This is a genomic window from Streptomyces sp. NPDC041135 (genome assembly GCF_055592085.1).
The window spans coordinates 93,943-105,391 of sequence record NZ_JBVIYZ010000012.1 but is presented as its reverse complement, the minus strand read 5'-3'; the positions used below and the strand labels follow the sequence as shown (position 1 = coordinate 105,391).

Genomic DNA, 11,449 nt, shown 5'->3' with positions numbered 1-11,449 from the left:
GGATGGTGTTGATCTTGGTGTGTTACCCGCCGGTTGTGGACAACTCCGTCACCCGTGAGGGTGAGGGCCGCGCCACCGCGGACCCGCCTGCGTCACCGCCCGCTGCCCGCCCGCTGCCTGCCGCCGCCCGCCGTCACCCGCCCGGCAGCTCGAGGTCGCTCTTGTTCAGCTCCTCGATGTTCACATCCTTGAACGTGAGGACGCGCACCTGCTTGACGAACCGGGCCGGCCGGTACATGTCCCAGACCCAGGCGTCCGCCATGGACACCTCGAAGAACACCTCGCCCTGCACGGAGTGCACCTGCATCTCGTAATCGTTGGTGAGATAGAAGCGCCGCTCGGTCTCGATCACGTATTTGAACAGACCGACGACGTCTCGGTACTCCCGGTAGAGCTTCAGCTCCATCTCGGTCTCGTACTTCTCGAGGTCCTCGGCGCTCATGGCATGTTCCCCTTCAGCCGTGCGATCCCCCCATTGTGCGCCAGTCGCCGAAGCCCTCCGACGGTTTCCGGGTCGCCAGACGATTCGCTAGACGATTTCCGGGTCGAGGGTCACGGGACTGGCCGGGGGACCTTCGTCGAGCAGCCTGCGCAGCAGCCCGGCGAGTCTGGTCGGATACACCGTCTCATGCGACCGGCTCAGTTCCCGGCACGTCCACCAGCGCGCTCCGGCGACACTGCGCCGCTCCAGCTCCGTCAGGGACACCGCTGCGGGCACCGTCCGGGTGGCCGCGGTGGTCCGGGCCAGGTAGTACCACTCGTCCTGGTCCCAGCGGCGGCCGGCGAACGGGAAGGAGCACCTGCGCCGCCACAGCACCGGTCCGAGGTCGACACCGGTGATGCCGGTCTCCTCGGCGAGTTCCCGCAGGGCGGCCTCTTCGTGCGTCTCGTCGCCCTCGAGTCCGCCGCCGGGCGTGAACCACCAGTCGTCGGCCGGGGCGTCCGGTTCGTGGCCGTGCAGGAGCAGGATGCGGTCCTCGGGGTCGAGCAGGATCACCCGCGCGACCTTGCGCAGGCCGCCGGGGTGGGCGCCGGTGCCGTCCGCGTCCGTGGCCTCAGCGGGCACCGGCGGACTCCGCCCGGGGCCTGGTGCGGGAGCGGCCGAGGCGTTTGGCGAGGGGGCCGTACGCGCCGCCGGCGAGGACCAGGACAGCGCCGGCGACGATCATGACGGTGATGGTCCGCAGCGGGCCCGGCCGGGACAGCGCGCCGAGGGCCTGGAAGCCGGTGGGGCGCTGGAGCATGCCGTTCATCGGCCAGACGACGGCGTCCACGCGGGCGGAGACGGCGCTGCGGGCGACCGTGCCGCCGGCCGCGTCGGTGAGGTGGGCGCTGGAGTCCAGGGAGGTGTGGCGTTCGTCGCCGAGGAGGAACAGCCGGCCCTTGGGCACCGTGACGGTGGGGATCTTCTTGGTCTCGGCCGGGGTGCCGGCGGCCAGGTAGGGCTCGTCGATCTGGTGGCCGTTGACGGTCAGCTTGCCGTCGGTGCAGCAGGACACCGTGTCGCCGCCGACCGCGACGACGCGCTTGACGACGTCGGCGTTGGTGACCCAGTCCTTGTCCCGGAAGACGACCACGTCACCGCGGCGCACCTCGCCGCCGTCGATGCGCTGGGCCAGGACCCGGTCGCCCGCGTCGATCGTCGGCGTCATCGACTCGGTGGGCACGGTGTACGGCTGGTAGACCACCGCTCCCCATCCGAAGCCGGCGAGGAACAGCACCAGTCCGAGTGCGACGGCCAGTCCGGACAACCGCTGTCCGGTCCGGCCGCCGGCCTGTGCCGTGCCGGTGCCGCCGCCTGACGGGGCCGTACGTATCGTGCTCTGACCACCCATGGACCCGCACCCTACCCGGCGGTACCGGACGGGGGGAGTCCCTGTTTCACGACCCTGGTCACACCTTTCCCGGAGCTTCACCGGGTGCGGGCGCGGGGGCGGTCGGCGGCGCCGACCGAGAGCCCTTCGACGCGGTGGCGGGTTACGCCCGGCCCGGCCGCCTGCGGCGCCGTGCCACCACCGGCAGCAGGGCGACGACGGCGACGGCGCCGGGGGCGACCGGCAGGGACGCGGCGGCCGTGGACTGCTTGTCGAGGCCCGGCTGGTCGAAGGTGTCCGGGACGGGCAGCGTGCCCCAGCGGTTGACCGGCCAGGCCTTGACGACGGCGCGGCCGACGACCTGGTCCACCGGGACCATGCCGTGGTTGCGGTCGGTCTGGTTGTAGCGGGAGTCACGGGAGTTCTGGCGGTGGTCGCCCATCACCCAGATGTAGCCCTTGGGCACCTTGACCTTGAACTGGCCGCCCTGGTCGTCCTGGCTGCACGGGGTGTTGCCCGGGTACACGTAGGGCTCGTTCAGCGCGTGGCCGTTGACCAGGAGGGGGCCGGTGCCCTTGCACTGGACGGTGTCGCCGCCGACGCCGATGACCCGCTTGATGAGGTCCTTCTCCTCGGCGGACGGCATGAGGCCGATCCAGCTGAGGACCTTCTGCGCGGCGTTCGGCGTCGGCGTGGGCTCGCCGGCCAGCCAGTTGTCCGGGTCGTGGAAGACGACGACCTCGCCGCGGTCGGGCTCGGAGCCGAACCACGGGGTGAGCTTGTCGACCAGGACGCGGTCACCCTGCTGGAGGGTGTTCTGCATCGAGTCGGAGGGGATCGAGAACGCCTGGACGAGGAACGTCTTGATCAGCAGGGCCAGGACCAGTGCGATGCCGATCAGGATCGGCAGCTCCTTCCAGAAGGAGCGCGGCTTCGCGGGCCGGGGCGCCGACCCGGTCGCCGGGGGGCCGTCGCCCGCGCCGGGGGGCGGCTGCTCGCCCGCCGGCGTGCCGCCCGCGCGCGCGGCGCCGTCATTCCCTGAGGTCACGGCGCCGTCCGGAGCAGGGGCGGACGCTTCCTCGGGGCGCCCGCGGTGCTCCTCGCCGTCGTGTCCCGACCGTGCGCCAACCGCCACATCCCCCACGCCAACTCCTTACTCCGTGCCGCCGCCGGCGCCATCCTCGGCGCAGGCCCACCACTCCCATAACGAGCGGGAGTTCCGCAGGGGTCGGGAGCCCGATCGTTCTGTTCGGATCGTCGGGGGCAACCCTATGCGACGGCGAGGGGGCAGCGGTCGACCCGGACACGGAGTCGGGCACGCTTGCGAAGGTTTTAGGTTCCGTCAGCCTTGTCCAGTGCCCGAAGGGCCAGCCGATGACCATGGCCCGGCCGACCACGGAGCCCGCGGCGACGGTGCCGCCGTAGTCGGTGTCCTGGTGGGCGCGGGAGTCGGCGGAGTTGCCGCGGTGGTCGCCCATCACCCACAGCCGACCCTGGGGGACGGTGATGTCGAACGGGGTGGTGGAGGGCGCGTCCCCGGGGTACAGGTAGTCGCCCTCGGTCAGGGGTTCGCCGTTGACGGTCACGCGGCCCTGGGCGTCGCAGCACTTGACGTGGTCGCCGCCGACTCCGATCACCCGTTTGATGAGGTCCTTCTCGTTGTCGGAGGGCAGCAGGCCGATGAAGGTGAGCCCTTCCTTGACCTGTTTGACGCCGACGGGGTCGTTCTTCTTGGTGGTCTGTTCGCCCGCCAGCCAGCCGCCCGGGTCGTGGAAGACGACGACGTCCCCGCGCTGCGGCTTCGAGCCGAACCACGGGGTGAACTTGTCGACCAGGACGCGGTCGCCGATCCGGATGGTCTCCTCCATGGAGCCGGAGGGGATCACGAACGCCTGGAGCAGGAAGGTCTTCAGCACGAGGGCTATCAGCACGGCCACGCCGACGAGCAGGGGGATCTCCCGTACGGCCGAGCGCCTGCGCTTGCGCTTGACCTTGCGCTGGAGTTTGCGGCGCTCCTGGCGCGAACGTCCGCCGGACGATCCGACGGCGCGCCGGACGCCGGTGGGCAGCAGGTCGTCGCCGGGTGCGCCGGGCGCGGCGCGCGGTTTGCCGCGGCTACCCATGTGTGCCCGCCGGTGCCTTCTCGGGGTTCCGGGCGGCGGAGGCGGCCGCCGCGGCGGGCACGCGCGCGTAGCCGGCGGGCCGGTGCAGCCGGGTCCAGTGGGCGGAGGGCCAGACGATCCAGTCGGCCCGGCCGATGACGTCGCCGACCGGGATCATGCCGCCGCCGGGTGAGCCGAGGTGGTCGCGGGAGTCGCTGGAGTCGCTGCGGTGGTCGCCGAGGACGAAGAGGCGGCCGTCGGGCACGCGGACGTCGAAGGGTACGGAGGAGGGGCTGTCCCCGGGGTAGAGGAACGCCGTCTCGTCGACGGGCCGGTCGTTCACGTCGATCCTGCCCTCCTGGTCGCAGCAGACCACGTGGTCGCCTCCTACGCCTACGACGCGTTTGATGTAGTCGGCGTTCCCGAAGTACCCGGTGCCGTCGAAGACGACCACGTCGCCGCGGCGCGGGGCGGCTCCGAAACGGTACGCCAACTTGTTTACGAGAACCCGGTCCCCGATCCTCAATCCCTGCTTCATGGATCCGCTGGGGATCTGGAAGGGCTGTGCCACCCAGGTGTTCATCAGCAGCAGGAACGCCAGGCAGGCGAAGAGGGTGAGGGTGATCCGGCCGCCCGGCAGCCAGTCGGTGATCCGCCTCACCCATGCGAAACGCGACCGTCCCTCCGTGCCCGGTGCGGGCGGACGGGGGGAGCGGTCGCGTTTCGTCGGCTGTGCTTCGGTGTCCATCGGGGCCAGATGCTATCCGGCCCGGCCAGGAACTCCGCGCAACGCTCAGTTGTCGCGCTTCTCCTTGATCTTCGCGGCCTTGCCGCGCAGCTCACGGAGGTAGTACAGCTTGGCGCGGCGCACGTCACCGCGGGTGACCAGCTCGATCTTCTCGACGATCGGGGTGTGCACCGGGAAGGTGCGCTCGACGCCGACGGAGAACGAGACCTTGCGGACCGTGAAGGACTCGCGGACGCCGGAGCCCTGACGGCGGATGACCACGCCCTTGAACTGCTGCACACGGGAGCGGTTGCCCTCGATGACGCGCACGTGGACGTTGACGGTGTCACCCGGGCGGAAGGCCGGGATGTCGCTGCGCAGCGAGGCGGAGTCGACGGTGTCGAGCAGGTGGGACATCGTGTCTGCTTTCTTCGCTGATGCCACAGGTCATCAACGGGAAGGAGGTTTCCAGGGGGACCGCTGTGCGCATCGGCGGGCGTCGTGTCCCCCTGTGGCAGGGGCGCACGCCGGTCGGACGCACAACAGCGGCCTATTGTTCCACGTCGTCGGTGCGGCGCCAAAATCGGCCGTACGGCTCGCCCTCCGGGTCGGGTGCCCAGCCGAGGATGGAGAGCATCTCGCGGTCCTTCTTGTCGAAGGCCGCGGGGGCGCTGCGCTGGATGAGGTCGGGCCGGTGCGCGGTGGTGCGGCGCAGGGCCTCGTCGCGGCGCCAGCGGGCGATCCTGCCGTGGTGGCCGCTGAGCAGCACCTCGGGGATGTCCCGGCCGCGCCAGAGGGGCGGCTTGGTGTAGACGGGGCCTTCCAGGAGGTCGGCCATGGCGCCGGGGGCGAAGGAGTCGTCGCGGTGGGACTCGGCGTTGCCGAGGACGCCGGGCAGCAGCCGGGCGACGGCTTCGGTGACGACCAGGACGGCCGCCTCGCCGCCGGCCAGGACGTAGTCGCCGATGGAGACCTCGTACACCGGTATGCGCGTGGCGTACTCGTCGATGACGCGGCGGTCGATGCCTTCGTAGCGGGCCGGTGTGAACACCAGCCAGGGGCGCTCGGACAGCTCGACGGCCAGTTCCTGGGTGAAGGGGCGGCCGCTGGGGGTGGGCACGATCAGCGCGGGGCTGTGCGCGCCGCTCTCGTAGCCGTCGGCGAGGACGGTGTCGAGGGCGTCGCCCCAGGGGTCGGTCTTCATGACCATGCCGGGTCCGCCGCCGTAGGGGGTGTCGTCGACGGTGTTGTGCCGGTCGTGGGTCCAGCACCGCAGGTCGTGGACGTGGACCTGGAGCCGGCCGCGGGCGCGGGCCTTGCCGACCAGGGAGACGTTCAGCGGGTCGAGGTACTCGGGGAAGATGGTGACGACGTCGAGGCGCATCAGGAGTCGTCCCGGGAGGAGGCGATCTCCGCACGGTCGTCGATCAGCCCGGGGGGCGGGGTGATGACGGCCTTCTGCTCCTCCAGGTCGATGTCGGCGACGATCTCGGCGACGAAGGGGATCAGCACCTCGCTGCCGTCGGGGCGCTCGACGATGAACAGGTCCTGGGCGGCCAGGTGGGAGATCTCGGTGATCCGGCCGACCTCGGTGCCGTCCTCGGTGACCACGTCGAGGTCGATGAGCTGGTGGTCGTAGTACTCGTCGTCGTCCTCGGGACGTTCCTCCGGGTCGATCTCGGCGATCAGGAGGGTGTTGCGCAGGGCCTCGGCGGCGGTGCGGTCGCCGACGCCCTCGAAGCGCAGCAGCAGCCGGCCGCTGTGCACGCGGCCGGCCGCGATGGTGAGCGGGCCCGCCGTGGCGGGGTCGGTGGCCAGGACGGCGCCGGGGGCGAGCCTGAGTTCGGGCTCGTCGGTACGTACCTCGACGGTGACCTCGCCCTTGATGCCGTGGGCGCGGCCGATCCGTGCGACTACCAGCTGCACTGTGCTTGATCTCCTGTCGGAACGCGAGCCGCGGGGCGGCTCATACGACTGCGGGCCGGGGACGGCCCTCAGGCCCTCCCCGGCCCGAGCCGGTGTGCGATGAAGCGTCAGCGGACGTGGTCCACGTCGACGAGGTCGACACGGACACCGCGGCCGCCGATGGCGCCCACGACGGTGCGCAGGGCGCGCGCGGTGCGGCCGTTGCGGCCGATCACCTTGCCGAGGTCGTCGGGGTGGACCCGGACCTCCAGCACCCGCCCGCGGCGCAGGTCGCGCGAGGCGACCTGCACATCGTCGGGGTTGTCGACGATGCCCTTCACGAGGTGCTCGAGCGCCTCTTCGAGCATGGTGCTCAGGCCTCGGTCTCGGACTCGGCCGCGGCCTCGTCCTTCTTCTCTGCCTTCTTCTTCTGGGTGATCGCCTCACCCTTGCCCTCGTCGTCGCCGCCGAGCGCCTCGAACGACGGACGCGTGGCCTTGGGCTCGGCCACCAGCAGCGGCGCCGGGGCGGGCTCGCCCTTGAACTTCTGCCAGTCGCCGGTCTTCTTCAGGATGGCGAGCACGGGCTCGGTCGGCTGGGCGCCGACGCCGAGCCAGTACGCGACACGGTCGGCGTCCACCTCCATGACCGACGGGTTGTAGGTCGGGTGGTACTTGCCGATCTCCTCGATGGCCCGGCCGTCACGGCGGGTACGGGAGTCGGCGACGACGATGCGGTAGTGAGGCGAACGGATCTTGCCCAGACGCTTCAGCTTGATCTTGACTGCCACGGGAGTGGGTTCTCCTGGATTGACGTGGGTTGGGCACGGCGGGACGGCCGCGTGGGGTTGCGGTACCCGAGTGCCCGACGGACGCGTCAGCCGGAGGAGAGAGGGGTCCTGTTCGGCTGTCGAGTACAGCTGGCCATTCTGCCACACCCTGGGAGGCGCTTGCGCCGGGGGCGGTGGGGCGGGAGTGCCCGGGCATGACTGGGAGGCACCCGGCGCGGGGGGTGCGTCGGGTGCGTGACCGGCCGGCGGGGCCGGGTACGGCTGCCACGAGCAGCCGTACTCCTAGCCGACCGCCGCCCCCACGACCTCCGGGATGCGGAACGGCTTGCCGCAGCCGCCGCACACGATGGGGGCCTGGGCCAGGACCGAGGGGACGACCCGGACGTTGCGGCCGCAGTCGCAGACCGCCTTGACCCGGACGCCGCCGCCCGAGGAGCCGTGCCGGGCGGCCGGTCCGCGGAAGGTGCGGGAGGTGTCGGAGGAGGTGGCCGCCGTGTGCGCCTTCAGCGCGCGCTGCAGCCGCTCCATGGTCGGGCGGTAGCGCCGCTTGGCCTCGGGATTGAGCGTGACCAGCGAGAAGCCGCTGCTGGGATGCGGTTCGTCGGGGTGGTCGAGGCCCAGTTCCTCGGCGATCGCGAGGAACCTGCGGTTGTGGTAGCGACCGGCGCGGGAGGTGTCGCGTACCCCGCGCGCGGCGGCGATGCCGTGGACTGCCTCATGGAGCAGCCGCTCGAAGGAGAGCTCGTGACCGCAGGCGGACGACGACTCCCCGATCAGGGACTCTGGCGCGGCGAGGTCCGGCAGCTCGGGGTGGTACCGCTGAATGTCGGCCCACGCCTGCGCCAGTTCTGCGGCGAGTACAGGTGGTGTCTGTGTCGTGCTCACGTAACAACAACGAGCGGGGGTGCCGCTGTGTTCCTATTCCGGGGCATCCCAAATAATTTGCACGTACCAGTCAGTTGCCGCTGATGCGTCCTGACGAGGGCGGGTGCGCTGATCTGCGGAGAAGCCTCACAGCTCATACCAAGCCGGTGCGTAGCCCTACGTATGCCGACGTACAGCCCGGCGCGTAGATCGGCTCAGCCGGCGGGAGGGGCCGCGCGGCGGGTGCGCGAGAGGTGGTTTTTCGTCGCTCGTGTGCCGGGGCGCCGCCGCGGTCGGCGTGCGTCAGGGTCGTGACGTTACCGGGTGGGCCGCGGCCGCCGGGCACCGGCCCGCCCCGGGCGGCGGGCGGTGGGCGGCCCGCCGGTGGGCGGGCGGGGTGTTGTCGGCCAGTTTCGGCCGCGCCGGCGCTCGCGCCGGGCGCCGCTGCCGTGGCCGCGGGGTGGTGGGCCACGTTGCCGGGATGTGAATTCTCGCCACAGGCACCAGCAGGACACAAGCGGGGCCCCGCGACCCCTGGACGGCGCCGCGAGCCGGGAGTTACCTGGCATACGTGGAAGGTGCCGGCGCACGGCACGGGAGCCCAGGCCGTGCGCGGCCGCAACTCTCGGCAGATGGGGGCGCTTACCTATGACACCTACGCTCGTGCGGCCACAGCCGACTCGTGCGGAACCCGTGTCCCACGTGAACCTGTGCGCACGCGCGCGTGACTGGTCCGAGATCCAGGAGCGGATGCTGGTCCCGCTCTACGAAGCCGTCTACGAGCGACTTGACGTGGGCCCCGCCACCCGGCTCCTGGGCCTGCGCTGCGGTTCCGGGCTCGCCCTGCTGATGGCGGCCTCCAGGGGCGCTTCGGTCACCGGTGTCGACTCCAGCCCCGAGCGGCTCGCCCTGGCGCGGGAGCGCCTGCCGGTGAACGCCGTGCGCGGCAGGCGCGCGGAGGCCGGCACCCGGCTGCTGCGGGGCTCGCCCCGGGACGCGGCCGACGCGAAGACGGCGCCGTACACCCTGGTGACCGTCTTCGAGCCGATGGGCTGCCTCCCCGGGGACCCGGAGAGCCTGGACGACCTGCTCGCGGCCGCCCTCCCGCTCGCCGGGCGGGGTGCGGTGGTGGTGCTGGCCGGATGGGGCCCGCCGGAGCGCTGCGCCACCCCGGCGGTGGTGCGGGCGGCGACGAAGCGGGGCGAGCCGCGGCGCGCGGGCCGGTGGCGCAGCGCCCTGCGCGACGACCTGGAGGAGGCCGCCCAGCGGGCCGGGCTGCGGCCGGACGGCTCCGGCCGGGTGTCCTGCCCGTTCGGGTACGCCGACGTCGACAGCGCGGTGCGCGGCCTGCTGTCCACGGGCCTGCTGGACGCGGCCGCCGCGGCCATGGACCTGGAGCGGGTCGGCAAGGAGCTGGCGGAGGCGCTGCACCCGTACCGGCGGCCGGACGCGACGGTGTGGATGCCGAACGTCTTCCGCTACCTGATCGCCCGCGTGCCCTAGGGCCTGACACCCGACGACCGGAAAAGACCTCCGGGGTGGCACGGCCGCGAACGGCGTACCACCCCGGAGGTCCTCGTCCTGCGTGGCCGGTTCCGGGCCTTCGCGAGGCCCGGCCGGGCTCAGCCCATGAACTTCTTGAACTCGTCCGGCAGCTCGAAGTCCTGCACGTTCTGCTGGGGCAGCCCCAGGGCGCCGCCGGACTGGGCGGCCGCCTCGCGGCGCTGCGCCTCCTCCAGCTCCTGCTGCTTGCGCTTCATCGGGTTGCCGGAGCGCTGCTTGCCCTTGGCCTTCTTCTGCTGCTTCTTCTGCCGGCCGGGTCCGCCGCCCATGCCCGGGATGCCCGGCATCCCCGGCATGCCGCCGCCCTGGGCCATGCGGGACATCATCTTGCGGGCCTCGAAGAACCGCTCGACCAGGTTCTTCACCGCGCTGACGTCGACACCGGAACCCCGGGCGATACGGGCGCGGCGCGAGCCGTTGATGATCGTCGGGTCCTGTCGCTCGCCCGGGGTCATCGACTTGATGATCGCGGCCGTGCGGTCGACGTCCCGCTCGTCCAGGTTCTGGATCTGGTCCTTGATCTGGCCCATGCCGGGCAGCATCCCCAGGAGCTTGGAGATGGAGCCCATCTTCCGGACCTGTTCCATCTGGGCCAGGAAGTCGTCGAGGGTGAAGTCCTGCCCCTTCTTGGACGCCAGCTTGGAGGCCATCTTCTGGGCCTCTTCCTGGCTGAAGGTCTTCTCCGCCTGCTCGATCAGGGTGAGCAGGTCACCCATGTCGAGGATGCGGGAGGCCATCCGGTCCGGGTGGAAGGCGTCGAAGTCCTCGAGCTTCTCGCCGTTGGAGGCGAACATGATCGGCTTGCCGGTGATCTGGGCGATCGACAGGGCGGCACCACCGCGGGCGTCACCGTCGAGCTTGGAGAGCACCACGCCGTCGAAGCCGACGCCGTCGCGGAAGGACTCGGCGGTGTTGACCGCGTCCTGGCCGATCATGGCGTCGACGACGAAGAGGATCTCGTCGGGCCGCACGGCGTCGCGGATGTCCGCGGCCTGCCGCATCAGCTCTTGGTCGATGCCGAGGCGGCCGGCGGTGTCCACGATCACGATGTCGTGGACCTTCTGCTTGGCGAACTCGATGGAGTCCTGGGCCACCTTCACCGGGTCGCCGACGCCGTTGCCCGGCTCGGGCGCGTAGACCGCGACGCCGGCGCGCTCGGCGACGACGCTCAGCTGGTTCACGGCGTTCGGGCGCTGGAGGTCGGCGGCGACCAGGAGCGGGGAGTGCCCCTGGTCCTTGAGCCACTTGCCGAGCTTGCCGGCGAGGGTGGTCTTGCCCGCACCCTGGAGACCGGCCAGCATCAGCACGGTGGGCGGCTGCTTGGCGAAGCGCAGGCGCCGGGTCTCGCCGCCGAGGATGGTGACCAGCTCGTCGTTGACGATCTTGAGCACCTGCTGGGCGGGGTTCAGCGCCTTGGAGACCTCGGCCCCGAGCGCGCGCTCCTTGACGTTCTTGATGAACGACCGCACGACGGGGAGTGCCACGTCCGCCTCGAGCAGGGCGATGCGGATCTCGCGGGCCGTGGCGTCGATGTCCGCCTCGGACAACCGCCCCTTGCCGCGCAGGCCCTTGAAAGTCGCTGAGAGGCGGTCGGAGAGAGTATCGAACACGGCGGCGTCGGTCCTCGGGGTCGGAGATGGCTCAGGGAATCGCCCTCCAGGGTATCCCGGCCGGGCTGGATCGG

14 protein-coding genes are annotated in these 11,449 nt (G+C 71.5%); 1 reads left to right on the top strand and 13 read right to left on the bottom strand.

The window, feature by feature from the left end; translation table 11 throughout:
- Positions 1–133: 133 nt before the first annotated feature.
- The 12 genes from ACZ6CZ_RS25755 to ACZ6CZ_RS25700 all read right to left on the bottom strand — a co-directional run bounded on the left by ACZ6CZ_RS25755 (position 134) and on the right by ACZ6CZ_RS25700 (position 8,223).
- Complete coding sequence (locus tag ACZ6CZ_RS25755; RefSeq protein ID WP_003965949.1) at positions 134–442, bottom strand: DUF2469 domain-containing protein; 309 nt, start codon at positions 440–442, stop codon at positions 134–136.
- An 87-nt stretch (positions 443–529) separates the two neighbouring features.
- Positions 530–1,066, bottom strand: a complete 537-nt coding sequence (locus tag ACZ6CZ_RS25750; RefSeq protein WP_469025464.1) for an NUDIX hydrolase — start codon at positions 1,064–1,066, stop codon at positions 530–532.
- Entirely contained in the window at positions 1,056–1,835 is a 780-nt protein-coding gene (gene lepB, locus ACZ6CZ_RS25745; protein ID WP_469025462.1) for a signal peptidase I, read from the bottom strand. The genes ACZ6CZ_RS25750 and lepB (ACZ6CZ_RS25745) overlap by 11 nt, the downstream gene beginning before the upstream one ends.
- Positions 1,836–1,977: 142 nt before the next feature.
- A complete protein-coding gene (lepB, locus tag ACZ6CZ_RS25740) occupies positions 1,978–2,958 on the bottom strand; it encodes a signal peptidase I (protein ID WP_469025459.1) in 981 nt (326 codons plus the stop codon).
- A complete protein-coding gene (gene lepB, locus ACZ6CZ_RS25735) occupies positions 2,846–3,937 on the bottom strand; it encodes a signal peptidase I (protein WP_469025456.1) in 1,092 nt (363 codons plus the stop codon). The genes lepB (ACZ6CZ_RS25740) and lepB (ACZ6CZ_RS25735) overlap by 113 nt, the downstream gene beginning before the upstream one ends.
- A complete protein-coding gene (gene lepB / locus ACZ6CZ_RS25730) occupies positions 3,930–4,664 on the bottom strand; it encodes a signal peptidase I (RefSeq protein WP_469025454.1) in 735 nt (244 codons plus the stop codon). Before lepB (ACZ6CZ_RS25730) ends, lepB (ACZ6CZ_RS25735) begins: the two co-directional genes overlap by 8 nt.
- A gap of 45 nt (positions 4,665–4,709) precedes the next feature.
- Entirely contained in the window at positions 4,710–5,060 is a 351-nt protein-coding gene (gene rplS / locus ACZ6CZ_RS25725; RefSeq protein WP_469025451.1) for a 50S ribosomal protein L19, read from the bottom strand.
- A gap of 133 nt (positions 5,061–5,193) precedes the next feature.
- Positions 5,194–6,027, bottom strand: coding sequence for a tRNA (guanosine(37)-N1)-methyltransferase TrmD (trmD, locus tag ACZ6CZ_RS25720; RefSeq protein WP_469025449.1), 834 nt, complete (start codon positions 6,025–6,027; stop codon positions 5,194–5,196).
- Entirely contained in the window at positions 6,027–6,569 is a 543-nt protein-coding gene (rimM, locus tag ACZ6CZ_RS25715) for a ribosome maturation factor RimM (RefSeq protein WP_469025446.1), read from the bottom strand. Before rimM ends, trmD begins: the two co-directional genes overlap by 1 nt.
- A 107-nt stretch (positions 6,570–6,676) precedes the next feature.
- Positions 6,677–6,916, bottom strand: a complete 240-nt coding sequence (locus tag ACZ6CZ_RS25710) for an RNA-binding protein (protein ID WP_005479813.1) — start codon at positions 6,914–6,916, stop codon at positions 6,677–6,679.
- A gap of 5 nt (positions 6,917–6,921) precedes the next feature.
- Entirely contained in the window at positions 6,922–7,338 is a 417-nt protein-coding gene (rpsP, locus tag ACZ6CZ_RS25705) for a 30S ribosomal protein S16 (RefSeq protein WP_469025444.1), read from the bottom strand.
- 282 nt (positions 7,339–7,620) lie between these two features.
- Entirely contained in the window at positions 7,621–8,223 is a 603-nt protein-coding gene (locus ACZ6CZ_RS25700; RefSeq protein ID WP_469025442.1) for a hypothetical protein, read from the bottom strand.
- A 627-nt stretch (positions 8,224–8,850) separates the two neighbouring features.
- Between ACZ6CZ_RS25700 and ACZ6CZ_RS25695 the strand changes: the two genes are divergently transcribed.
- Positions 8,851–9,705 (top strand): class I SAM-dependent methyltransferase, encoded by an 855-nt coding sequence (locus tag ACZ6CZ_RS25695; protein WP_469025439.1) that lies wholly within the window; start codon positions 8,851–8,853, stop codon positions 9,703–9,705.
- A gap of 119 nt (positions 9,706–9,824) precedes the next feature.
- Here the strand turns inward: ACZ6CZ_RS25695 and ffh are convergent, their stop codons facing one another.
- Positions 9,825–11,375 (bottom strand): signal recognition particle protein, encoded by a 1,551-nt coding sequence (gene ffh, locus ACZ6CZ_RS25690; RefSeq protein ID WP_469025437.1) that lies wholly within the window; start codon positions 11,373–11,375, stop codon positions 9,825–9,827.
- Positions 11,376–11,449 lie beyond the last annotated feature (74 nt).

Excerpts from the sequence above, each read along its gene's own strand:
- rplS (WP_469025451.1), bottom strand. The coding sequence starts at position 5,060 with ATGTCCCACCTGCTCGACACCGTCGACTCCGCCTCGCTGCGCAGCGAC.
- lepB (WP_469025454.1), bottom strand. The coding sequence starts at position 4,664 with ATGGACACCGAAGCACAGCCGACGAAACGCGACCGCTCCCCCCGTCCG.
- ACZ6CZ_RS25710 (WP_005479813.1), bottom strand. The coding sequence starts at position 6,916 with ATGCTCGAAGAGGCGCTCGAGCACCTCGTGAAGGGCATCGTCGACAAC.
- ACZ6CZ_RS25695 (WP_469025439.1), top strand. The coding sequence starts at position 8,851 with ATGACACCTACGCTCGTGCGGCCACAGCCGACTCGTGCGGAACCCGTG.
- lepB (WP_469025462.1), bottom strand. The coding sequence starts at position 1,835 with ATGGGTGGTCAGAGCACGATACGTACGGCCCCGTCAGGCGGCGGCACC.
- ACZ6CZ_RS25755 (WP_003965949.1), bottom strand. The coding sequence starts at position 442 with ATGAGCGCCGAGGACCTCGAGAAGTACGAGACCGAGATGGAGCTGAAG.
- trmD (WP_469025449.1), bottom strand. The coding sequence starts at position 6,027 with ATGCGCCTCGACGTCGTCACCATCTTCCCCGAGTACCTCGACCCGCTG.
- lepB (WP_469025456.1), bottom strand. The coding sequence starts at position 3,937 with ATGGGTAGCCGCGGCAAACCGCGCGCCGCGCCCGGCGCACCCGGCGAC.